This is a genomic window from Roseateles chitinivorans (assembly GCF_002761755.1).
Taxonomy (GTDB): domain Bacteria; phylum Pseudomonadota; class Gammaproteobacteria; order Burkholderiales; family Burkholderiaceae_C; genus Roseateles; species Roseateles chitinivorans.
Genome location: NZ_PEOG01000023.1, coordinates 28019 through 49441, shown reverse-complemented (window position 1 = coordinate 49441; position 21423 = coordinate 28019). Strand labels below are relative to the sequence as shown.

The 21423-nt window shown below is 69.9% G+C and carries 21 protein-coding genes and 1 pseudogene; 11 read left to right on the top strand and 11 right to left on the bottom strand.

Going from position 1 to position 21423, the window contains the following annotated elements:
- The first annotated feature begins 16 nt into the window (after positions 1 to 16).
- The 5 genes from CS062_RS10465 to CS062_RS10445 all read left to right on the top strand — a co-directional run bounded on the left by CS062_RS10465 (position 17) and on the right by CS062_RS10445 (position 6486).
- Entirely contained in the window at positions 17 to 2383 is a 2367-nt protein-coding gene (locus CS062_RS10465; protein WP_158238742.1) for a YCF48-related protein, read from the top strand.
- A 209-nt stretch (positions 2384 to 2592) separates the two neighbouring features.
- Positions 2593 to 3342, top strand: a complete 750-nt coding sequence (locus CS062_RS10460; RefSeq protein ID WP_099861590.1) for a substrate-binding periplasmic protein — start codon at positions 2593 to 2595, stop codon at positions 3340 to 3342.
- A gap of 94 nt (positions 3343 to 3436) precedes the next feature.
- The gene (gene queA, locus CS062_RS10455) at positions 3437 to 4480 is read left to right on the top strand and encodes a tRNA preQ1(34) S-adenosylmethionine ribosyltransferase-isomerase QueA (protein ID WP_099861589.1); all 1044 of its coding nucleotides are present in this window, start codon (positions 3437 to 3439) and stop codon (positions 4478 to 4480) included.
- 125 nt (positions 4481 to 4605) lie between these two features.
- Positions 4606 to 5664 carry an RNA polymerase sigma factor SigJ gene (sigJ, locus tag CS062_RS10450; protein WP_099861588.1) on the top strand — a complete coding sequence of 353 codons (1059 nt, stop codon included), beginning with the start codon at positions 4606 to 4608 and terminating at the stop codon, positions 5662 to 5664.
- A gap of 147 nt (positions 5665 to 5811) precedes the next feature.
- Complete coding sequence (locus CS062_RS10445; protein WP_099861587.1) at positions 5812 to 6486, top strand: PEP-CTERM sorting domain-containing protein; 675 nt, start codon at positions 5812 to 5814, stop codon at positions 6484 to 6486.
- A 121-nt stretch (positions 6487 to 6607) separates the two neighbouring features.
- Here the strand turns inward: CS062_RS10445 and argG are convergent, their stop codons facing one another.
- Positions 6608 to 7948, bottom strand: coding sequence for an argininosuccinate synthase (gene argG / locus CS062_RS10440; RefSeq protein WP_099861586.1), 1341 nt, complete (start codon positions 7946 to 7948; stop codon positions 6608 to 6610).
- A 219-nt stretch (positions 7949 to 8167) separates the two neighbouring features.
- On the opposite strand from argG, the gene CS062_RS10435 reads away from it, so the two are divergent.
- Both CS062_RS10435 and CS062_RS26165 read left to right on the top strand, forming a co-directional pair.
- Positions 8168 to 8509 (top strand): helix-turn-helix domain-containing protein, encoded by a 342-nt coding sequence (locus tag CS062_RS10435; protein WP_099861585.1) that lies wholly within the window; start codon positions 8168 to 8170, stop codon positions 8507 to 8509.
- Between the two features lie 4 nt (positions 8510 to 8513).
- Entirely contained in the window at positions 8514 to 8660 is a 147-nt protein-coding gene (locus CS062_RS26165) for a hypothetical protein (protein ID WP_158238741.1), read from the top strand.
- Here the strand turns inward: CS062_RS26165 and CS062_RS10430 are convergent.
- Positions 8657 to 9253 carry an IMPACT family protein gene (locus tag CS062_RS10430; RefSeq protein ID WP_099861584.1) on the bottom strand — a complete coding sequence of 199 codons (597 nt, stop codon included), beginning with the start codon at positions 9251 to 9253 and terminating at the stop codon, positions 8657 to 8659. The genes CS062_RS26165 and CS062_RS10430 overlap by 4 nt on opposite strands.
- Positions 9254 to 9292: 39 nt before the next feature.
- Entirely contained in the window at positions 9293 to 10072 is a 780-nt protein-coding gene (locus CS062_RS10425; RefSeq protein ID WP_158238740.1) for a substrate-binding periplasmic protein, read from the bottom strand.
- 112 nt (positions 10073 to 10184) lie between these two features.
- On the opposite strand from CS062_RS10425, the gene tgt reads away from it, so the two are divergent.
- Positions 10185 to 11312, top strand: coding sequence for a tRNA guanosine(34) transglycosylase Tgt (gene tgt / locus CS062_RS10420; RefSeq protein WP_099861582.1), 1128 nt, complete (start codon positions 10185 to 10187; stop codon positions 11310 to 11312).
- Between the two features lie 41 nt (positions 11313 to 11353).
- Positions 11354 to 11926: pseudogene (gene cysC / locus CS062_RS10415) on the top strand (adenylyl-sulfate kinase); the annotation flags it as partial.
- 7 nt (positions 11927 to 11933) lie between these two features.
- On the opposite strand, the gene CS062_RS10410 reads toward cysC, so the two are convergent.
- On the bottom strand, positions 11934 to 13403 hold the full coding sequence (locus tag CS062_RS10410; RefSeq protein ID WP_158238739.1) for a tetratricopeptide repeat-containing sulfotransferase family protein: 1470 nt from the start codon (positions 13401 to 13403) through the stop codon (positions 11934 to 11936).
- Between the two features lie 78 nt (positions 13404 to 13481).
- Between CS062_RS10410 and CS062_RS10405 the strand changes: the two genes are divergently transcribed.
- On the top strand, positions 13482 to 14009 hold the full coding sequence (locus tag CS062_RS10405; protein ID WP_099861579.1) for a hypothetical protein: 528 nt from the start codon (positions 13482 to 13484) through the stop codon (positions 14007 to 14009).
- A 104-nt stretch (positions 14010 to 14113) separates the two neighbouring features.
- Here CS062_RS10405 and CS062_RS10400 read toward each other — a convergent pair whose 3' ends face one another.
- From CS062_RS10400 to CS062_RS10380, 5 genes are all read right to left on the bottom strand, one after another.
- Entirely contained in the window at positions 14114 to 16054 is a 1941-nt protein-coding gene (locus CS062_RS10400) for an MFS transporter (protein ID WP_099861578.1), read from the bottom strand.
- Positions 16055 to 16112: 58 nt separating this feature from the next.
- The gene (locus CS062_RS10395; protein ID WP_099861577.1) at positions 16113 to 16940 is read right to left on the bottom strand and encodes a DUF2145 domain-containing protein; all 828 of its coding nucleotides are present in this window, start codon (positions 16938 to 16940) and stop codon (positions 16113 to 16115) included.
- Positions 16937 to 17380: a hypothetical protein gene (locus CS062_RS10390; RefSeq protein ID WP_099861576.1), complete on the bottom strand. Its 444-nt coding sequence runs from the start codon at positions 17378 to 17380 to the stop codon at positions 16937 to 16939. The genes CS062_RS10395 and CS062_RS10390 overlap by 4 nt, the downstream gene beginning before the upstream one ends.
- 56 nt (positions 17381 to 17436) lie before the next feature.
- A complete protein-coding gene (locus tag CS062_RS10385) occupies positions 17437 to 17907 on the bottom strand; it encodes a YiaA/YiaB family inner membrane protein (RefSeq protein ID WP_099861575.1) in 471 nt (156 codons plus the stop codon).
- Between the two features lie 176 nt (positions 17908 to 18083).
- Positions 18084 to 19328, bottom strand: coding sequence for an amidohydrolase family protein (locus tag CS062_RS10380; protein ID WP_158238738.1), 1245 nt, complete (start codon positions 19326 to 19328; stop codon positions 18084 to 18086).
- Positions 19329 to 19466: 138 nt separating this feature from the next.
- On the opposite strand from CS062_RS10380, the gene CS062_RS10375 reads away from it, so the two are divergent.
- Complete coding sequence (locus tag CS062_RS10375; RefSeq protein ID WP_099861573.1) at positions 19467 to 20231, top strand: helix-turn-helix domain-containing protein; 765 nt, start codon at positions 19467 to 19469, stop codon at positions 20229 to 20231.
- Positions 20232 to 20286: 55 nt separating this feature from the next.
- On the opposite strand, the gene CS062_RS10370 is transcribed toward CS062_RS10375, so the two are convergent.
- A complete protein-coding gene (locus CS062_RS10370) occupies positions 20287 to 20961 on the bottom strand; it encodes a CAAX prenyl protease-related protein (protein WP_099861572.1) in 675 nt (224 codons plus the stop codon).
- Positions 20962 to 21015: 54 nt separating this feature from the next.
- Positions 21016 to 21423, bottom strand: a complete 408-nt coding sequence (locus tag CS062_RS10365; RefSeq protein ID WP_099861571.1) for a DUF2000 domain-containing protein — start codon at positions 21421 to 21423, stop codon at positions 21016 to 21018.

The following is a 21423-nucleotide window of genomic DNA, read 5'->3' as shown; positions in this document are numbered from 1 at the left end:
ACATCGGGAGGATTCCTTGAACAAGAACGAAAGCATGCGCGCCGGCTGGGCTGGCGTGCTGATCAGTGCTGCGCTGCTGAGCGCCTGCGGCGGAGGCGGTGGTGGAGGCGAAGCGCCGGCACCGACGCCGCCGGTCCAGGGCGTGGCGATTCCGGACAACCTGGCGATCGCCGCCGCCGCCTCGACCGACGTCGCGGCCGGCACCGCCTTCACCAGCAATGCCGCGGCGACGACCGGCCTGAGCTTCGCGTGGAACTTCGGCGACGGCACGAGCAGCACCGAGGCGAGCCCCAAGCACGACTACGCCAAGGTCGGCGACTACGCGGTGACGCTGAAGGTCTCGAACGCGGCCGGCGCTTCCAAGGAAGTGAAGTGGACGGTGTCGGTCAACAACCGCGCCCATGTGCAGGGCCTGAGCTGCACCGGCGCCGATGGCGCCGGCTGGTGCTGGCAGGCGCCGCGGCCGACCGGCACGGTACCGCTGGCCTTCTTCTTCATCGACGCGAGCAATGGCTGGTCGGTCGGCGACAACGGCGAGATCCTGCGCACCCGCGACGGCGGCGTCAGCTGGACCAAGCAGCCCACCGGCCTGACGACGCGGCTGACGACGATCCGCTTCTCCGACGCCAACAACGGCTGGGCGGCTGGCGACGCGGGCGCGCTGCTGCGCACCACCGACGGTGGCGCGCGCTGGACGCTGCAGCCGACCGCGCAGCCGCCGATGACCGGCGCCTCGTTGCAGCTGGCCGGCGCCAGCACGATGGTGATGTCGATGAACGGCCAGGTCCGCGCGACCACCGACGGCGGCGCGACCTGGAGCCAGGCGTCGCTGGCGCAGGAGCCGATGCTGTCCGCCGACGGCGCGCTGTGGTGGTTCGACAATGGCGCGCTGCGCAAGTCCACCGACCTGGGCAAGACCTCGACGGTGGTGCTGCCGGCCGCGCCCAGCGTGCCGCTGAGCGGCTTCCAGGTCTTCGGCAATGCGGTGGTGGCCTCCGGGACGAGCTCGAACTATGTGAGCGGCCAGGGCTGGGTCTACACCCTCTCGATCCGCCGCAGTGCCGACGGCGGCCAGAGCTGGGAAGCGGTCGTCCCGCAGGGCCTGCCGTCGACCGGCTACTTCTCGCAGGGCAATCCGCAGTTCTCCGATGCGTCCACCGGGGCCATCGTCGCCAACGGCACCCTGCACCGCAGCATCGACGGGGGACGGACCTGGACCGCGGTGGCGGCGCCGGCGAATGTCTACCCCGGGTTCTCGGTCAGCTATGGCGTGATCGCCCGCGGCGTCTGGATGCGGCAGTACTACCCGGCGTCTGGCGCCGGCACCGTGACCGACATCAGCACCGATCTCGGCCTCACCTGGCGCGCCGCGCGGCTGGACTACGGTAGCCAGCTCACCCAGATCGATGCGCAAACCTGGCTGGTCACCGGCTGGGACAACGTGACGCGGATCAGCACCGACCTGCAGAACTGGAAGCGCATCGCGGGCCCGGATGCCGATGCGGTGGGCAAGACGCTGCAGGCCTTCTGGTTCTTCGACGCCAAGCGCGGTCTGGCGCTGTCGGCCAAGGGGGACCTGATGGAAACCGCCAACGGCGGCCTGGACTGGACGGTCAAGGTCGGCGGGCTGACCACCTCGGGCTACTACTCGATGCTGCCGCGCTTCCAGTTCGTGGATGCGAAGAAGGGCTGGCTGCTGGCCGCGGACGGTCGCATCTACCTGACCGACGATGGCGGCGTGAGCTGGCTCACGCCGCTGCAGTCGAGCGGACGCAGCATCACCGCCTTCCACTTCATCGACGCCGCCAACGGCTTCGCGCTGGCGAGCGAGTACCAGCAGTCGCAACCGCGTCAGCTGCTGCTCGCGACGACGGACGGCGGCAAGTCCTGGACGCAACAGGCGACACTGGACGGCCGCTACAACGACCTGAAGTTCAGCAACCCGCTCAAGGGCACGCTGGTCGGCAACGGTGGCGCGGTGGTCGTCACCACCGATGGCGGCAAGACCTTCACCGGCCGCTTCTCCGGCACCAGCGCGGCGATCAACCAACTGGCCTTCAGCGATGCCGACACCCTCTGGGCCGTCGGCGATGCGGGCCTGCTGATGTCGAGCAAGGACGGCGGCGCGAGCTGGACCCTCCAGACCAGCGTCAGCCTGCCCATGACCGGCCTGCGTGGAATCCGATTCCTGACGGCGCAGCAGGGCTGGGCGGTCGGCGACAGCGGCACCGTGCTGATGACCACCGATGGCGGCGCGACCTGGAGGAAGCAGTTCGTCGGCACGCAGAGCGCGCTGACGCAGGTCTTCTTCGTCGACGCCCGCACCGGCTGGGTCGCCGGCAACGCCGGCACCCTGCTGGCCACCGGCACCGGCGGCCAGTAAGCCGTCGCGCGACCTGCCGACGGGCCGGTCGCCCGTCCCCCGAAGCCGGCCCGGTCGCCAGACCCGGCCGGCTTTTTCATGGCCCGGCGTGATCGATTGCCGCTTCCGGGACCGCAACCGGGCATTTCCCCCGGGTCGACGAGGCGTCAGTCGCCACGGTCGGCTGCTAGGCTGTGCCGACCTTCTGGCCAGCCCGTCTCGACCCGATCATGACCACCCGCCGCGACAGCCTCCTCTGGCTCGCCGCCGCCCTGCCGGTGCTGCCGGCGCGCGCGGCGGAACGGCCGCTGCGCATGGTCGCGACCGAGTTCCCGCCGTACACCGGCAGCACGCTGCCGGGCGGCGGCGTGGCCTGCGAGGTCACCCGCGCCGCGCTGCGGCAGGCGGGCCGAGAGATGGAACTGAGCTTCCGGCCCTGGGCGCGTGCGCTGCTCGAGTTCCAGCGCGGCGACCACGACGGTGTCATCGGCACCTGGCGGTCCGAGGAACGAGAGCGCACGATGCGCTTCCCGCATCCGCTGGGCATCGTGAACCAGGTCGGCTTCATGACGCGGACCGACCGCAAGCGCCGCATCGACGACCTCGGGGCACTGGCGGGGCTGCGCATCGGCGTCGTCCACGGCTATGTGAATCCGCCCCGCTTCGAGGCGGCGAACCTGTCCGTCGAAGGCGCGGTGGACGATCTCGCCAATCTGCGCAAGCTGCTGGCCGGGCGCGTCGACCTGGTGCTGATCGACAAGGGCGTCGGCGCCCACCTGCTGGAGACGCAGCTGCGCGAGGCGGCCGGCAAGCTCGCGTGGCTCGACCCGGCGGTTTCGGAGATCCCGCTGTACACGGTGTTCTCGAAGGTCCGGCCCGAGGGCGAGCGCTTCGCCGCGGCGCTCTCCCGCGGCGTCGGCGAGCTGCAGGGCAACGGCCGGCTGGCGGCGCTGCTGCACCAGGGCGCGCGCTGGCAGTGAGCGTCCGCGGGCGGGGCGCGCCGGGGCCGCGTGGGACAATCGCCGCTTCCGTTTCTCCTCCGATTGGCACGGGTCCGTCCGGCCCTCAACGCGCATGTCCCGTCTCTTCACGGTGAGCGATTTCGACTTCGCTCTGCCTCCCGAACTCATCGCCCAGCATCCTGCCGCCGAACGCAGCGCCTCACGGCTGCTCGATGGCCGCGTCGACCCGCCGGTCGACCGCGTGTTCCGCGAGCTGCCCGAGTTGCTCAACCCCGGCGACCTGCTGGTGTTCAACGACACCAAGGTCATCAAGGCCCGCCTGTATGGCGCGAAGGCCAGTGGCGGCGCGGTCGAGGCCCTGGTGGAGCGCGTGCTGCCCGGCACGCGCGAGGTCTGGGCCCACATGCGCGCCAGCAAGAGTCCCAAGCCCGGCGCGGTGGTGCGTTTCGCCGACGCCTTCGATGCCGAGGTGCTCGGCCGCTGCGGGCCGGACGACGGCCTGTTCCACCTGCGCCTGTCGGGCGATCCGTTCGAGCTGCTCGAGCGCCATGGCCATGTGCCGCTGCCACCGTACATCGCGCATGGCGACTCCGCCGATGACGTGCGGCGCTACCAGACCGTGTTCGCGCGCGAGCCCGGTGCGGTCGCCGCGCCGACCGCCGCGCTGCATTTCGACGAGGCGCTGCTGGCGCGCCTGGCCGAGCGCGGCGTCGGCACCGCGCATGTGACGCTGCACGTCGGCGCCGGCACCTTCCAGCCGGTGCGGGTCGAGTCGCTGGCCGAGCACAAGATGCACAGCGAGTGGTTCCAGGTGACGCAGGACACCGTCGACGCGATCGCGCGCTGCCGCGCCGCCGGCGGGAAGGTCACGGCGGTCGGCACCACGACGCTGCGCGCGCTGGAGTCGGCGGCGCTCGGCGGCGGCCTGAAGGCCGGGGCGCGCGAGACCGACATCTTCATCACGCCCGGCTTCGACTTCCAGGTCGTGGACCGGCTGGTGACCAATTTCCATCTGCCCAAGAGCACGCTGATGATGCTGGTCTCGGCCTTCGCCGGCTACGAGCCGATCATGGCGCTGTACCGCCATGCGATCGCCCAGCGCTACCGCTTCTTCAGCTACGGCGACGCGATGCTGTTGGAACGGGCCCGCGTCTGAGCCGCGCGCCGGCCGGCTCCGCCGGCCTCGTTGGGGCGGCGTCCCGCGCCGGGGCGCTTCCGGCCGATGTCACGAACGGCTAGGCTGCGTCGTCTTGTGAGCAAGACGACAACGGACCATCCGCCATGCCCCCTTCCGATGCCTCGGCCGGCCCTCCGCCCGGCGCCACGCTCGATTCCGCCGCCCAGACCCGGCCGGACGGCCAGCCGAGGCCGGACCTGTCCGCCGCCGCCCGCGCGCTGCGCTTCGACCGCGACCATGCGCGCCCGCTGCGCGCGCTCGCCTACCGGATGCTGGGATCCCGCGCCGAGGCCGAGGACATCGTCCAGGAAGCCTGGCTGCGCTGGGCCGACGTCGACGAGACCGCGGTGCGGCATGTGGGGGCCTTTCTGTCGCGCCTGGTGACCAACCTCTGCCTGGACCGGCTGCAGTCGGCGGCGGCGCGCCGCGAGCAGTACGTCGGTGTCTGGCTGCCCGAGCCCCTGGTCGACGAGGCCAGCGACTGGTCGCCCAGCCCCGAGGTGCAGGCCGAGTTCGCCCAGGACGTGTCGGTGGCCTTCATGCTGACGCTGGAGCGGCTGTCGCCGCTGGAGCGGGCGGCCTTCCTGCTGCATGAGGTCTTCGAACTGGACTTCGACGAGATCGCGCGCCGCCTGGGGCGCAGTGCCGCGGCCTGCCGCCAGTTGGCGAGTCGGGCGCGGCAGCATGTCAAGGCGGACTACGCCCGCCACGAGGTCGAGGACGAAGAACGCCAGCGCCTGTTCCAGGCCTTCATGGGGGCGCTGCAGTCCTTCGACGTCGAGGGCCTGGCCCGCGTGCTGACCGACGATGCGGTGCTGCTGGCCGATGGCGGCGGCAAGGTGTCCGCGGTGCCGCGGATGCTCGAGGGCGGCGCGCTGGTGGCGCGGACCTTCGTCGGCTTCGTCCGGATGCGCACCAGCCGCGACTGGCGGGTGCGCCCGGCGCAGGTCAACGGACTGCCGGGCTACATCGTCTACGACACCGCCGGCGAGCCGATCCAGACGGTGGCGCTGCGACCCGCGACGGCGCCTGGCCGCATCAGCGCGATCTATGTCCAGCGCAATCCGGACAAGCTGGGCCACCTGCCACGCATCGACCCGCTCGCGACGCCCGCACCGGATCCGTCCGCGCCGCCCGACATCGGTGCGGGCACGACCCCCTGAAGGGCGGGGGGCGCCCGCATGGGGCGTGACGCAAGTCCCGACCCCCGATCTGGACTGTGGTGTCCCCCCGCGCCCACGGGGGGTTGTGAATCCCTAGCTTTAGGGAAAATCGCCAGCACAAGACCTACTCACCGCTCGGGATCTGGCATGACGCTGTTCGTTCGTACTTCCATCGCTGTGGCCGCCACGCTGTTCAGCGGCCTCGCCGCCGCCACCGCCATCGGCGGACTGGTGAACACCGGTGCCGGCCTGGCCGCCGGCAGCACCGACAGCCACTACTCGTTCAGCGCGATCGGCAACGCGGCCGGCCTGACCGGCAACGGCATCGTCAGCAACGGCAGCCTGGATCCGTTCCCGAGCTGGCTCGCCAACACGGCCAGCTCCTCGTGGCTGATCCCCGGCGCCAACCAGAACACGAACTACAGCCCGACCTCGAACTCGACCTTCACCTGGTCGCTGAGCTTCGACCTGACCGGCTTCGACGCCAGCAGCGCCTCGTTCAGCGGCCAGTGGGCGGCGGACAACAAGGGCGTGCTGCTGCTCAACGGGAATGTGATCTCGACGATCTCCAGCGAGCGCGGCTATGCCGGCTGGACCTCGTTCGCGGCCTCGAGCGGTTTCCTGGCGGGCGTGAACACGCTGCAGTTCGTCGTCACCGACACCGTCGACCGCACCTACAACTTCACCGGTCTGCGCGCCGAGTTCCTGAGCTCCAACGTCAACGCGACGATCGCGCCGTCGGTGCCGGAGCCGCACAGCTACGCGCTGATGCTGGCCGGCCTGGGCGCGCTGGGCTTCGTGGCGCGTCGCCGCCGCAGTTGAGGTCCGGACGCCCACCGGGCGTCGCGCTCACGAAGAAAAAGCCGCTGATCGCTCAGCGGCTTTTTGCTTTCCGGCCCGCGCGGCCGGTCCCGAAGCAACGGACCCGTCAGGGCCCGCCGGATCACTCGTCGCCGCCGGTCAGCAGCGGGATCGAACCTTCCGAGTTCTTGCCCAGCAGGCCGCTGCGGCTGTAGACGCCGAGCTTGTCGCGGGTGTCGGCGATGTCCAGGTTGCGCATCGTCAGCTGGCCGATGCGGTCGGCCGGCGTGAAGGCCGCGTCCTCGACCTTCTCCATCGACAGGCGCTCCGGCGCGTAGGTCAGGTTGGGGCTGACGGTGTCGAGGATCGTGTAGTCGTTGCCGCGGCGCAGTTCCAGCGTCACTTCGCCGGTGATCGCGCGGGCGACCCAGCGCTGGGCGGTCTCGCGCAGCATCAGGCACTGCGGGTCGAACCAGCGGCCCTGGTAGAGCAGGCGACCGAGCTTCATGCCGTTCATGCGGTACTGCTCGATCGTGTCCTCGTTGTGGATGCCGGTGACCAAGCGCTCGTAGACGATGTGCAGCAGCGCCATGCCGGGGGCTTCGTAGATGCCGCGGGACTTGGCCTCGATGATGCGGTTCTCGATCTGGTCGCACATGCCCAGGCCGTGCCGGCCGCCGATGCGGTTCGCTTCCATGAACAGCTCGACCGGATTGGCGAAGGTCTGGCCGTTGATCGCGACCGGGACGCCTTCCTCGAATCGCACGGTGACCGTCTCCGACTTGATTGCGACGTCGTCCTTCCAGAAGGCCACGCCCATGATCGGGTTGACGATGTGCATGCCCTTGTTGAGGAACTCCAGGTCCTTCGCCTCGTGGGTGGCGCCCAGCATGTTGGAGTCGGTCGAGTAGGCCTTCTCCACGCTCATCTTGTAGTCGAAGCCGTTGGCGATGAGGTACTCGCTCATCTCCTTGCGACCGCCGAGTTCGTCGATGAAGGTCTGGTCCAGCCAGGGCTTGTAGATCTTCAGGGACGGGTTGGCGAGCAGGCCGTAGCGGTAGAAGCGCTCGATGTCGTTGCCCTTGAAGGTCGAGCCGTCGCCCCAGATGTTGACGCCGTCCTCGCGCATCGCCACGACCAGCGCGGTGCCGGTCACGGCGCGGCCCAGCGGCGTCGTGTTGAAGTAGGTGGCGCCGCCGCTCTTGATGTGGAACGCGCCGCACTGGATGGCGGCGATGCCTTCCGCCACGAGCTGCGCGCGGCAGTCGATCAGGCGGGCGATCTCGGCGCCGTAGGCCTTGGCCTTGCGGGGGATCTCGTCGTAGTCGCTCTCGTCGGGCTGGCCGAGGTTGGCGGTGTAGGCGCAGGGGATGGCGCCCTTGCCGCGCATCCAGTGCACCGCGGCGCTGGTGTCCAGGCCGCCGGAGAAGGCGATGCCGACGCGCTCGCCGGCGGGAATCTTTTGGAGGATGGTTGCGGCCACGGGCAGTCTCGCGCGGAAGTGGGGAAAGCAGCCCGCGATTCTAGGGGCCGTGGGGGACACAGGCTTCGCGGATGGGCGATGCAGGGGTGGCGTGGCGACGGCGGAACGCCTCGGTCAATAGGTGGCCCTGAGTAGACGTTCCCGTTGCATAGTGGCCCTTTTAGAGTACGCTAAGCGACAAAAATATCGGTTTACGGTCTCTATAAAGGCCAATATCACATGGACTTCAGACTGGCTTCCGCAGGGCAGATCCAGGGCGAGATCGGCGCTCGGCTGCGCCACCACCGGTTGCGACGAGGTTGGACCCAGCAGGAGTTGGCCAGGCGCGCGGGAATTGCCTTGAATGCCGTCAAGCACCTCGAGTCCGGCGGCAATGCCACCGTGTCGTCGATGGTGAAGGTGCTGCAGGCCCTGTCGCTGATCAATGAACTCGGTGATTCGTTCAAGCCCAGGGAGACGCTCAGCATTGCTGACCTTGAGCGCCTCGACGAGCCTCCACGTCAGCGGGCCAGGAGCCGCAAATCCTCCACTCCAACTGGCGCGAGCGCACGACATCGCTGACAGCGTGGCCGCGCAGACGATCGACGCGATGTGTGAGGCCGCGCAAGAACTCGAGCCGGCGCTGGACGCGGAGGGCGTCCGCCGCGCGACGCGCAAGTCGATCGCGACCGCCGTGGAGGCCAACGTGCGCCGCTGCGTGGCGGCCGGCTAGCCGCCCTCGGACTTGAGCCAGCCGATCCGCCCCTGCCCCGCCTCGTTCAAGCCCGCGACGAATGCCGCGGCCACAGCGTCAGGCAGCCGCAGCGTGACCTCGACGAGCGCCCCATGGGCCACTTCCACGAGCTCGGCGCCCGCCTTCTCTGCCTCGCGGCGCAGCAGCCCTTCCTGCGCATAGGGCAGGGTGCAGCGCAGCGTGCGCAGCCGGACCACCGGGACCTTCTCCGCCTTCAGCAGCGCCTGCGCGATGGCGTCGGTGTACGCGCGAACCAGGCCGCCCGCGCCGAGCTTCACGCCGCCGAAGTAGCGCACCACCGTCGCCAGCACGCCGTCCAGGTCCTGGTGCCGGAGCACCTCGAGCATCGGCCGGCCGGCGGTGCCGCCCGGTTCGCCGTCGTCGTTGGCGGCGGACTGGCCGCCTGCCATCAGCGCCCAGCAGACATGCGCGGCGCCGGGGTGCTCGGCGCGGAGTCGCGCGACGCGCGCCAGCGCGGCGGCCCGGTCGGGCACGGCCTCCACGCAGCCGATGAAGCGGCTCTTCTTGATGATCAGTTCGGCGTGGACCGGGGCGGCGAGACTCGAGGGCATGGACGCGATTGTCGCGGCCCGCCGCTCATGCCCTCGCGCTCAGGGCATCTCGGACAGGTTGCCGAGATGCCGCCGCTTGATCGATTCCACCGTGCCGTCGCGCAACATCTCGTCCATGGCATGGCGCATGCGGTCGCGGTCCTGTTGTGGCACGCGCTGTCGGGAGAGCGCCAGCGCGCCGATGCTGCGTTCATGGGGGGCATAGGACATCGCCACGAAAGCAGCGAAGGCGGGATCCGCCCGCCGGGCGCTCGCCAGGCTGTGGGCGCCGAGCACGACCGCATCGCCCCGGCCGGCCTTGAAGATGCGGACCGCGGTCGGCTGGTCGGGGGCATCGTCGATGCGGCCCTGGGTGCGCAGCGTCGCGATCCAGGACTCCAGCGTCGGGGTGAAGGCATAGCCGCGCACCACGATCAGACGCCGCTTCGAATCGGCGAGGAAGGCCGCCGGTGTCGTGAGCGCGCCCGCCAGCGCCGGCCGCAGGACCACGTACTGCCGGGACTCGATGTAGGGGATGAACTCGACGAGCAGCTCGCGCTCAGGTGTCATCAGCGCGGAGACCGTCATGTCCATCTGGCCGGCGCCGATCTGGGCCCAGATGCGCACGCGGGACTCGGTGCGGGGGACGAGCTTGCAGCCGCTGCGGCGCGCCAGCTCGTCGATGACGTCCTTGTCGATGCCGGTCCAGCGGCCCTGCGCGTCGCGGTAATAGAGCGAGCTGTACTCGTAGAGGCCGACCGTATATGGGCCGCAGGCATGCGCCGGGGCCGCGCCCAGGCAGGCGGCCGTCGCGGCAAGGGCGGCGATCCAGGACCTCACGATGCTTCTCCCAGGAGTCTGCGCTCCCACTTGGGTCGGGAGTCTACGTCGCCACTCGGGGGAGGGGGCGGGTCAAAGCCCCATCGAACGGGGGCCGATAATCGCGCCCATCATGCTGAAGTTCGAACTGCTCAAGACCGAGGGCCGCGCGCGACGCGGCGTCATGACGCTCAATCACGGCGTCGTGCAGACGCCCATCTTCATGCCGGTGGGCACCTACGGCACCGTCAAGGGCGTGATGCCGCGCTCGCTCGAGGACATGGGCGCGCAGATCATCCTGGGCAACACCTTCCACCTGTGGATGCGGCCGGGCCTGGACATCATGAAGCAGTTCGGCGGCCTGCACCGCTTCGAGAGCTGGAACAAGCCGATCCTGACGGACTCCGGCGGCTTCCAGGTCTGGTCGCTCGGCGAGATGCGCAAGATCAGCGAGGAGGGCGTCAAGTTCGCCTCACCGGTCAATGGGGACAAGCTGTTCCTGACGCCCGAGATCTCGATGCAGATCCAGACCATCCTCAACAGCGACATCGTCATGCAATTCGACGAGTGCACGCCGTATGAGACCAAAGGCCAGCTGACGACGGAGAAGGAAGCGCGGTTGTCGATGGAGATGAGCCTGCGCTGGGCCAAGCGCTGCCAGGACGAGTTCGCGCGACTGCAGAACCCCAATGCGCTGTTCGGCATCGTGCAGGGCGGGATGTTCGAGCACCTGCGCGACGTGTCGCTGGCGGGGCTGAAGGACCTGGACCTGCCGGGCTACGCGATCGGCGGGCTGTCGGTCGGCGAGCCGAAGGCCGACATGCTGCGCATCCTCGATCACATCGCGCATCAGCTGCCCGACAACAAGCCGCGCTACCTGATGGGCGTGGGCACGCCGGAAGACCTGGTGGAAGGCGTGCGGCAGGGCGTCGACATGTTCGACTGCGTCATGCCGACCCGCAACGCGCGCAATGGCCACCTGTTCACGCGCTTCGGCGACCTGCGCCTGCGCAATGCCCGCTACAAGGCCGATGAAAAGCCGGTGGACGAGACCTGCAGATGCTACTGCTGCCAGAACTTCAGTCGGGCCTACCTGCATCACCTGGACCGCTGCGGCGAGATGCTCGGCCCGATGCTGACCAGCGTGCACAACCTGCACTACTACCTCAACCTGATGAAGGAAGTGCGCGAGTCGCTGGACGCTGGCGATTTCGAAGGCTTCCGCCAGCGCTTCCAGGCCGACCGCGGACGCGGGGTCTGAGGGCTCGCCCGATGAGCGTCCCGCTGCCTCTCGCCCCGCAGCTGCAGGTGGATCGTGCCGCGCGGGGCCTGCTCAAGGGCCATCGCCCCGCCGTCGTCTGGCTGACGGGCCTGTCCGGCGCAGGCAAGTCGACGGTGGCGGACCGGCTTGAGCAGCGTCTGCATGCGCGCGGGCTGCACACCTACCTGCTCGACGGCGATCTGTTGCGCGGAGGGCTCAACCGCGACCTTGGCTTCGCCGCCGCGGACCGCGTCGAGAACATCCGTCGTGTCGGCGAGGTGGCGCGCCTCATGGCTGACGCGGGGCTGATCGTGATCGTCGCGTTGATCTCGCCGTTCCGGGCGGATCGTCAGGCGGTGCGCGAGCGCTTTGCGCCTGGTGAGTTCTTCGAGGTGCACGTCGACGTGCCGCTGGAGGTGGCGGAGCAGCGAGACCCGAAAGGCCTCTACCGCAAGGCGCGGGCCGGGCTGCTGAAGGACTTCACCGGCATCGACTCTCCGTACGAGCCGCCCGTGGAACCGGAACTGCTCCTGCGCACCGCCGCCGTGACGCCCGACCAGGCTGCTGACGCGGTGCTCGAACGGCTGCGCGAAGCCGGCATCTTCGGCGCCTGAGCACCGTTCATTCGCCGGCGAAGTGCCCGAGCGCGGTGCGCAACGCGCCGAGGTGGCGTTCGTAATTCCGCCACCGACCGGAGGAGCGCTGGTACAGCGGCTGCCGAACCTGCCAGTTGCTCGGTGTCGCGACGGTCGACTTGCTCGTGTGGAAGTCCAGACAGGCGTCGTGCCAGCCCAGGCCGACATGCGCCAGCGCGGCTTCGATCTGCGGACGCGGATCGGTGACCAACGCGTCGTAGTCAACGTCGTGAATGTCGTCGCCATAGAGCGACTGCCAATGCGCCATCAACTTGCGGTACTGGCCGTACCAGTGGGCGATATCGCCCAGGTCCAGCGCATAGGGCATCGACGGCCCGAGGTGCAGGAAGAACACCGACAGGCAGTTGTCCAACGCCGCGCGACGCGTGTGCAGGATCTTCGCGCCGGGAAACAGCTGCTTGATCAGTCCGACGAACAGGAAGTTGTCCGGCCGCTTGTCGGTGAGCAGCGCCGCATCGGGAAAGCGCAGGGCGACGCCATCGCGGTACTCGCGGCGCATCCGGTCTGCGAGTTCCGCGGACAGCGGCCGGTCCGGCTGGGACAGCCGTGGGAGGAACTGGCGGTGGGCAAGTTCGGGCAGCAGATCGATCTCCCCACCGGGAGTCACGTCGGGATGGCTGCCGAGGATCTGCTCGATCAGCGTCGAGCCCGATCGGAACATGCCGCAGACGAAGACCGATGGCGCCGGTGTGGCGACCACGGCCGCCGGAGCCGGCTGGCGCGACTGTCGGATCAGCGCGTCGACCAGCCGCTCATGCGCCTCCCGGTCATAGCGCAGCGGCGTGCGGCCATGGCTGTGGCGTGCGGCCTGGTTGGCGAGTCCGTAGGCGGCGAAGGCATCGTCGTACGCGCCGGCGTCGTCGAGCCCCTTGCCCAGCGCGTAGGCCAGATCGGCCTGCTCCGCCGGATGGCGACCCGGCACCCGCAGCGCCTGCCGCAGGCGCTGGATCAGGGGGTCGGCGGGCGAGTCGACGCGGCGCAGATTGGCCAGGCGCGACAGCGCCAGCGCATGCCCGGGCTCGACGGCCAGCGCCTCCTCGTAACGGCGCAGCGCGGCGGCGCGTTCGCCGCGCTGCTCATGCAGGTTGCCGAGGTTGACGAGCGCCGGCAGGAAGCGCGGCGAGATCGCAAGCGCCCGTTCGAGCTCCGCCATCGCTTCGTCGGGGCGGCGCAGGTCCTCCGCGAGGATCACCGCCCGATTCAGATGGATCTCCTCCGGTCCGGCGGCGCCGAGCAGCCGGGCGCGATCGTAGGACGCCAGCGAGGCCTCGAAGTCGCGCTGAAGCCGCTGCAGATAAGCGAGGTTGAACCAGTCGTCCGGCTCCCCGGGCGTGACGCGCAGCAGAGCCTCGTAGGCGGCGATCGCCTGCGACGAGCGGCCGGCCGCCAGATGGTCGACGGCAGCGTCGCGCAAGGAGGAAACGGGGTCTTGCATGGAGGTCTTGTGCCGTCGGAGGGCGGCGGGCGATTCTGGCACGCAGGCCATGGCGGCGGCCCTGGCATGATCCCGGCCATGTTCAAGTCGTTGCTCGCACCGTTGCGCTGGCTGGTGCGCGTGTTGCTGGCCCTGGCCATCCTCTTCGAGGAATGGGGCTGGGAGCCGCTGCAGCGGGCGATGGCGGCGATCGGCCGGCTGCCGGTGCTGCGGCAGCTCGAGGCCGTCGTCCAGCGGCTGCCGCCGTATCTGGCGCTCGTCGTGTTCCTCCTGCCGGGCCTGATGCTGCTGCCGATCAAGCTGCTGGCGTTGTGGCTCATCGGCATCGGCAGGCCGGGGCTCGGGCTGGCCGTCATCGTGCTGGCGAAGGTCGTTGGCACCGCCGTCGTCGCACGGATCTTCGCACTCACGCATCCCGCGCTGATGACCCTGCCCTGGTTCGCGCGGCTCTACGCGCGTTGGACCACCTGGAAGGAAGGGCTCCTTGCCTGGGTCCGCGCCAGTGCGGCCCGGCGCACCGCGCGGGCGATCAAGCTCAGGATCAGACGTCTGCTGCGGCGAGACGCCCGCTCCGGGTGGAAGCGGCCAAGTGACTTTGGTGGATAGGGCGAGCGGGGGCGGAATGTCCCCCTCGAGGCACGGCGAGCGCGCCAGCTGACTGAACAACGGTTCTGCTTACGCGACCAACAAGCGCACCGCGCGCAGCGACTTCAAGATGGCGTCGGCGTCCTGCCGCTGACGCGTGCCGGTAGCTCGTCGGGTTCACCCAGCAGCCCGGCCACCCGCTCACGCAGCAGTTCCGGCGTCACTTCCCGCGCCGCGATCGGCGCATCGGCGACCAGGCCCACCCGGCTGAGGAAACCGCGCCGGAACGGCCGCACCATCGCCTGCCCCTGCTCCACGCGCGAGAAGAACGAGCCCCACAGGTTCTGCAGCGCCATCGGCACCACCGGCACCTCCGGCCGCCCCTCCACCAGCTTCATCACGCCGCCCTTGAACGGCTGCAGCGTGCCGTCGCGCGTCAGGCCGCCCTCGGGGAAGATGCCCACCAGCTCGCCATCGTCCAGCACCGCCTGGGCCGCGGCGAAGGCGGCCTCGTAGGTCGCGGGATCCTCCTTCTGCGGCGCGATCGGGATCGCCTTGGCCAGCTTGAACATCCAGCCCAGCACCGGCACCCGGAAGATGCGGTGGTCCATCAGGAATCGGATCGGCCGCGGGCTCGCGGCCATCAGCAGCACCGCGTCGACGAAGCTGACGTGGTTGCACACCAGCACCGCCGCGCCCTGCGACGGGATGTGCTGGTCGCCGCTCACCTTGAAGCGGTAGATCAGCCGCGACAGCACGAAGGCGAAGAAGCGCAGCAGGTACTCCGGCACCACCAGGAAGATGTAGAACGCCACCACCGCGTTGGCGATGCCCACCACCAGGAACAGCTGAGGGATCGACAGCCCCGCGCCCAGCAGCGCGGCCGCCAGGATCGAGCTGGCGATCATGAACAGCGCGTTCAGGATGTTGTTGGCCGCGATGATCCGCGCGCGATGCGACGGCTGCGCGCGCATCTGGATCAGCGCGTACATCGGCACACTGTAGAGACCCGCGAACAGCGCCAGCAGGCCCAGGTCGGCCAGCACCCGCCAGTGCGCATGCTGCGACAGGAAGCTGCCGACGCTCATCGCCGCCGACGGCGGCAGGCCCCGCGAGGCGAAGTACAGGTCGATCGCGAAGATGCTCATGCCGATCGCGCCCAGTGGCACCAGGCCGATCTCGACATGGCGGCGCGACAGCACCTCGCACAGCAGCGAGCCCACGCCGATGCCCACCGAAAACACCATCAGCAGCAGCGACGCGACCTGCTCGTTGCCGTGCAGCACTTCCTTGGCGAAGGCCGGGAAGTTGGCCAGGAACACCGCACCGAAGAACCACATCCAGGAGATGCCCAGCAGCGAGCGGAACACCGCCAGCTGGCCATGCGCCAGCTTCAGGTTGCGCCAGGTCTCGGAGACCGGGTTCCAGTTGATGACCAGGTCCGGATCGGTCGACGGGCTGGCGGGAATGGCCTGCGCCGTCGCGCGGCCCAGCACCGCCACGACCACGCAGGCGATCGCCACATGCTGCGGCCCGACGATCGGCGTCGCGACCAGCAGCCCCCCGGCCAGGTTGCCCAGCAGGATGGACACGAAGGTGCCCATCTCGACCATGCCGTTGCCGCCGGTGATCTCGTGCTCGTTCAGGTGCTGCGGCAGATAGGCGTACTTGACCGGTCCGAACAGCGTCGAGTGCAAGCCCATCAGGAACACGCAACCCAGCAGCACCGGCACGTTCACCGCGTAGAAGCCATAGGCGGCCGCGGCCATGATCACGATCTCCAGCGTCTTGACGAAGCGCATCAGCCGCGCCTTGTCGTACTTGTCGGCGAGTTGCCCGCTGGTGGCCGAGAACAGCACGAAGGGCAGGATGAACAAGGCCCCGATGGCCAGTCCGGCCTGCGCCGGCGGCAGCCAGCTGACGCTGAGCTGGTAGGTCACCAGCACGGTGAAGGCGAACTTGAACAGGTTGTCATTGCCGGCGCCGAGGAACTGCGTCCAGAAGAAGGGCGCGAACCGGCGTTGGCCCAGCAGGGCGAACTGGCTGGTGTGGGAAGAGTCGCTCATGGGAGGGCTCGCTGAGGGAGTCGGGGGGAGGGAAGGGGGCGGCGGCGGGACGCGCCGGTCAGGGAACAGCGGCGACGCGCTGCATCGCCTGGCCGCGGCCGGTGCGGTCCAGCCAGGTGAAGATCGTGTCGGCCGTCGTGGTCTCGATGTGACCGGCGAAGCGACGGGCCGACGGATGGTCGTCGAAGGCGACATTGGCCATGCCGATGCGCGCGCCCAGCCGCTTCGCGGTCGACAGGCGCAGGTCCGACGGCGTATAGCCCTGGCGCCTGAGCCAGTCCTGCGCCTGCGCGCGGTTGAAGACCTCGCGCGGCGCGGCCGCCGCGGCCAGGGTCTCCAGCGCCCACTGGTTGCTCTGCTGGTACTCGCGCGACCAGGGGTAGGCCACCATGCTGTAGGCCGGCGTGTGCATCGCCGCGGCGCGGGCGTTTTCGCGCAGCAGCGGCAGCAGCGCCTGCTGCAGTTCGGGCTGCAGCACCGAGAAGGCCGCCTCGTAGCGATAGGGGCTGTCCATGAAGAACTCGCCCAATCCCTGCCGGTACAGGTCGGCCTGCGCCGTGCCGCACTGGTTGAGCTTGTGCATCACGCGCCAGACCGGCCTGGCGGTCGCACCGCTGCCCGCCGTGTCACGGTAGACGAAGCCCACATGCGACCAGCGCAGGCCGTACTCGGACAGGTCCTGGCCGGCGCGCGCGAGCAGCACCACCTCGGCGCCGCTGCGGTCCAGCGCCGCCGCAGTGGCTTGGGCGAGGTCCATGCCGCGGCGGATCTGGTCGGGCGAAGGCGGCTTGTTCTCGCACGGCCGGCCCGCCTGCGCCGGACCTGCCGCCAGCAGCCCGCCCAGCGCGGCGGCAGCCAGCCACGACATGACACGGGCGCCGCTCATGGCGTGACGCGGTCCCTGTGGGTGACGCGCTCGTTGTGCAGCAGCGAGGCGCCGATCTCGTTGGGGATGAAGGCGATCGCCTCGCCGGCGGCGGACAGCACGTAGCCGGTGCTGATCGCGGTCACGACGACGGCGGTGCCGATCGAGGTCGCCACGCCGGCGACCACCTTGCCGGAGAACTCGACGCTGATGCGCGCCCCGTCGGAGGCGCGCTCCAGCACCCAGACGGTGCCGCGGGCGGTGCTCTCGATGGCGACGACCACGAAGGTCGCGCCGGCGGACAGCACCACCGACGGCGCGACCACCGAGATGGCGACCGGCACCGCGGACAGCGCCGCGCTGGCGTCGCTCGGTCCGCCGTGGGCTCGGGCCGCGCCGCTCGCCGCCAGGGCGAGGGTTGCGGCGGTCAGGACGCTGATCAGGGACAGGCGGGCACGCATGTGGGGTCTCCTGGAAGTCGGGTGAGCAGGCAGGGGCAGCGAGGCGAGCGCACAGGTCACTCGGCGGCCGCGACGGCTTCGCGGTGGGCCTCGCGGCGGCCTTGCAGGCGGGCCTCGGCGAGGTCGGCCTCATGCGCGTCGCGCAGCATCTTCGCCAGGGTGAACACGTTGGAGATCAGGTACAGCCAGCACACCAGCAGGTAGGCCTTCCAGACGGGCTGGATCTCCATGCGCCAGAGGCCCCAGCCGGTGAGCGCCATGGCCAGGCCAAAGCCGCTCCACACCACCAGGCCCCACATCGGGGTGTCGGTGCGGGCGGCCTGGTTGTCGCGGATGTACTTGGACAGCGCGAAGGCCGTGGACAGGCAGAACACATAGCCCATGACCATGAAGGCCCGGTCCAGGTCGGCGCCGGGCAGCCAGGCCAGGCCGATGGCGCACAGCGCCACGCTGATGCCGAAGGAGATCCACACCTGGTAGCGCCAGGCTTGCGTGTCGCGCTGGACGCGGATGTGCGGGGTGTTCATGTCGTCGTTCCTCCTCGATGAAGGTCCCTCTGGACCGATGGGTTGCCGGTGGCGATGGCGCGACTGTCGCCGCCCTCGCCCCGGTCCCCCTGCTGTTTGGCGGCGAGTATCGCCCGCCGCCCATGCCGGTATCGACCCGTGCTACCACGCTGGGCGACCCGGTTCAGGCCGGGCGGTCAGGCAGTTGCCGGGCCGAAATGCCGGGCGGTCGCATAGACCGACGCACCCAGCGCATCCCCCTGCCAGCGAGCCAGCCGCTTGAGGGCGAGATCAAACATCAGCGGGTGGTGCTCCCGCAACGCCCCCAAAGGAGCGACGTGCGCTTCATCCAGCACCCCCGCCCGGACGAGTTGCGGCAGGCGCACCAGCGGCAGCACGCCCGGCAACGGGTAGTCGGAGCCATGCAGCAGCCGGTCATGCCAGTCCTGACGGCGCAGCACGGTCCGCCAGACTTCCGGCCGCCGATTGAACTGGAACATGGCCGAGACGTCGCCGAGCAGCTGTCCCCGCCAAGCCGGTTCATCCATCAGACGGGCGAAGAGTTCGAAGGCCTGGACGGACCGGGGTCGAGGGAGGTCGAGGTCCGTCGCCATGCCGAGCGAGGCGCAGTGCGCCGCGATTACCCGCACGCCATGGCGCAGCGGCTCGCGCAGCAGCAGCGGATTGCCCAGGTCCTGCCGGCCGGCTCCAGGGACGGCATGTTCCTCGCCGCAATGAACGATCAGCGGCAGCCGCGCGGCGGCGAGGCGGTCGTAGAAGGGCCGCAGCCGCGGGTCGCGGAGGTCGATCGCCATGCTGCTGGGTAGCCATTTCATGGCGAGCGCGCCGCCGGCGATCGCGCGGTCCAGGCGGACCAGCGCGTCCTCGCGGTGCGGATGGACGCTGGCCACCCAGCTGAAGCGGTCGGGTCGCGCCTCGGCGACCGAGCGGGCATAGGCGTCCGGCACATGGAAGGTGGTCCAGTCCGGCCTGCGCCGGCCATCGGTGCCGATGGCCTCGTCGAAGGCGAACAGCAGCCAGCGTGCGCCGACAGGGAACGCGTCCGCCAGCGCGGTGAGGCGGCGCAGGTAGGCGCGGTCGACCTCGCCGGTCGCGGCGGCCCCGCCATCCACGCAGGCGCCGTTGAGGATCGCCTGCTTGCGGGCGAACTCGACCGGATGCCACCACTGCGACAGCGACGGCGCGATCCAGCAGCCGGAGCCGGAGTCGCCGGTACCGATCAGGTGGGCGTGCACGTCCCAGAGCTGCGCGGGATCGAGGCCGTCCCAGATCCGGGCGAGCCAGTCGGAATCGACACCCGGGATCGGCGCGGCGGGCGCCCCGCAGGGGTTGCGCAACGGACCCATGTCCGCCGCGAGCGCGCTGAAGAGACCGGCCGCGGCGGCGGCGCCGCAGCACAGGAGATGACGTCGTCGGAGCATGGTCGCGTCCGCAGGAGTGGCAATGGCCGCGATCGTCGACAGGACCGGCCGCCGGGACGCCATCCGAAGGCCGCGGTATCGCGCGGCGCGACGCGAGGGCTCGATCGGCGCGACCGAACTGCGCTAACGTCCGCCGCCATGGCGAGCACGCAATCCCTCATCGACCTCATCAAGTCCGAGCTGAAACAGGCCGGCGTCAGCTATGCGCAGCTGGCGACGGCGCTGGACCTGTCGGAATCCAGCGTCAAGCGCATGTTCGCGTCGGGCGGCGAGATGCCGCTGTCGCGGATCGACGAGATCTGCCGCGTCCTCAAGACCGACTTCGCCGAGCTGTCCCAGCGCCTGGCGCAGTCCCAGCCGCTGCGCCGCGAACTGACGCTGCAGCAGGAGCGGGAGGTGGTCGCCGACGAGAAGCTGCTGCTGACCGCGATCTGCTGCCTGAGCCAGTGGAGCTTCGAGCAGATCGTGGCGACCTACCGGATGAGCGAGGCCGATGTGACGCGCGCGCTGGCGCAGCTGGACCGGCTCGGCATCATCGAGTTGCGGCCGCTGAACCGCTACCGGCTGCAGGTCGCCAAGACCTTCCGCTGGCGACCGCAGGGGCCGGTGATGGGCTTCTTCCGCGAGCATGTCATGCAGGACTTCTTCGCCGGCGGCTTCGACAACGACGCGGAACTGCTGATGCTGGTCCACGGCCAGCTCAGTCCTGGCATGGCGCGCGAGCTGCGCGACCGGCTGCAGCGCGTCGCCGAGGACTTCGCCCGCCAGCACCTGCTCGACCAGAAGCTGCCCGACCAGGAGAAGCGCCAGTTCACCCTGGTGATGGGCATGCGCTGCTGGCTGTTCGAGCGCTTCAAGCACCTGCAGCGGCCAGCCGGCGTCACGAAGGCCATGAGCCGCTGATCCGGCGCGATCGCCTCGATCGCGATTGATCGAGATCGACGGCGATCGATGCCGGTCACCAGAATTCCCAGCGGCCGCTGTAGACGACCCAGATGCCGAGCACGCCGTTCGTGACCGCGTGCGCGATCACGGCGCACCAGAGCTTGCCGGTGCGGACGTAGAGCCACGCATAGGCCGCGCCGGCCACGATCGCCGCCAGCCACAGCGTGTGGGCGAGCATGAAGACGAAGGTCGACAGCACCAGGGCCCGCAGGCCCGCCGCTCGCGGATCGACGGTCTCGAACTGCGGGCTGGCGATCCAGCGCATCAGGAAGCTGCGCCAGAAGAGTTCCTCCATCACCGGAACGACCAGGGTCGCGCCGATCCAGCGCACTGCGATCAGCGGCCAGTCGGGCGTGCCGGCCGAGGTCATCGGCACGAAGGGCGCGGTCGCGTCGCCGAGCCGCATCCACGGCGCGTCCAGCGAGATCCACAGCCCGAAGACCACCAGGCCGACGACCACGCTCAAGCCCGCCTCGCCGGCGGTGGGCCGGTTCTGGCGGGCGAACTCGCCATAGCCGCGCCAGAACCAGGCCAGCGCGCCGCCAACGATCAGGAGGTTCAGCCCGTAGATCCAGCGCGGATCCAGGCCCCAGGCGTTCTGCTCGGGCAGGGCGCCCCGCAGCGCCAGCAGCAACATGAACAGGGCGAAGGGGACGATGCGGGCCCAGGCGGCTTGACTCAATGGCATCCGGCGAATGTAGCGGCCCCGCGCGACGGCTCCATGCGGACAACCGAGCGCCTGTCAGCGGTGCAGCGACAGGCCCTTGGCCGCCTTGTCGACCGCCTTCTTCGGGCCGCGCAGCGCCAGGCCCACCAGGTCCGGATGGTCCGCGTCGCCGGCCAGGAAGACCTCGCGGTTGGCTTCATCGTGGCCGGTCGAGAACATCGCGTGGACATACGGCACCAGCGTCAGGCCGCTGTCCAGGCCCTTGCGGTGCGCCGCCTGCAGGCCGGCCAGGTCGGCCTCGAAGACCAGCATCGGCTGTCCCAGCATCGCGGCGTAGCGGCGGCCACGGGCGTCGACATAGGGCTGGCCGAGGGCTTCCGGCGCCGAGGCGGCCACGCCGGTGGCCAGGAAGGCGACGACATTCAGCCGTTGCCAGGTCGCGAGGTCGTTGCGGACGATGAGCGCCACTTTCGTATCGAACAT

Coding starts and splice junctions, on each gene's coding strand:
- CS062_RS10460 (WP_099861590.1), top strand. CDS start 2,593: ATGACCACCCGCCGCGACAGCCTCCTCTGGCTCGCCGCCGCCCTGCCG.
- queA (WP_099861589.1), top strand. CDS start 3,437: ATGTCCCGTCTCTTCACGGTGAGCGATTTCGACTTCGCTCTGCCTCCC.
- sigJ (WP_099861588.1), top strand. CDS start 4,606: ATGCCCCCTTCCGATGCCTCGGCCGGCCCTCCGCCCGGCGCCACGCTC.
- CS062_RS10445 (WP_099861587.1), top strand. CDS start 5,812: ATGACGCTGTTCGTTCGTACTTCCATCGCTGTGGCCGCCACGCTGTTC.
- CS062_RS10435 (WP_099861585.1), top strand. CDS start 8,168: ATGGACTTCAGACTGGCTTCCGCAGGGCAGATCCAGGGCGAGATCGGC.
- CS062_RS10430 (WP_099861584.1), bottom strand. CDS start 9,253: ATGCCCTCGAGTCTCGCCGCCCCGGTCCACGCCGAACTGATCATCAAG.
- tgt (WP_099861582.1), top strand. CDS start 10,185: ATGCTGAAGTTCGAACTGCTCAAGACCGAGGGCCGCGCGCGACGCGGC.
- CS062_RS10410 (WP_158238739.1), bottom strand. CDS start 13,403: ATGCAAGACCCCGTTTCCTCCTTGCGCGACGCTGCCGTCGACCATCTG.
- CS062_RS10405 (WP_099861579.1), top strand. CDS start 13,482: ATGTTCAAGTCGTTGCTCGCACCGTTGCGCTGGCTGGTGCGCGTGTTG.
- CS062_RS10400 (WP_099861578.1), bottom strand. CDS start 16,054: ATGAGCGACTCTTCCCACACCAGCCAGTTCGCCCTGCTGGGCCAACGC.
- CS062_RS10395 (WP_099861577.1), bottom strand. CDS start 16,940: ATGAGCGGCGCCCGTGTCATGTCGTGGCTGGCTGCCGCCGCGCTGGGC.
- CS062_RS10390 (WP_099861576.1), bottom strand. CDS start 17,380: ATGCGTGCCCGCCTGTCCCTGATCAGCGTCCTGACCGCCGCAACCCTC.
- CS062_RS10385 (WP_099861575.1), bottom strand. CDS start 17,907: ATGAACACCCCGCACATCCGCGTCCAGCGCGACACGCAAGCCTGGCGC.
- CS062_RS10380 (WP_158238738.1), bottom strand. CDS start 19,328: ATGCTCCGACGACGTCATCTCCTGTGCTGCGGCGCCGCCGCCGCGGCC.
- CS062_RS10375 (WP_099861573.1), top strand. CDS start 19,467: ATGGCGAGCACGCAATCCCTCATCGACCTCATCAAGTCCGAGCTGAAA.
- CS062_RS10370 (WP_099861572.1), bottom strand. CDS start 20,961: ATGCCATTGAGTCAAGCCGCCTGGGCCCGCATCGTCCCCTTCGCCCTG.
- CS062_RS10365 (WP_099861571.1), bottom strand. CDS start 21,423: ATGTTCGATACGAAAGTGGCGCTCATCGTCCGCAACGACCTCGCGACC.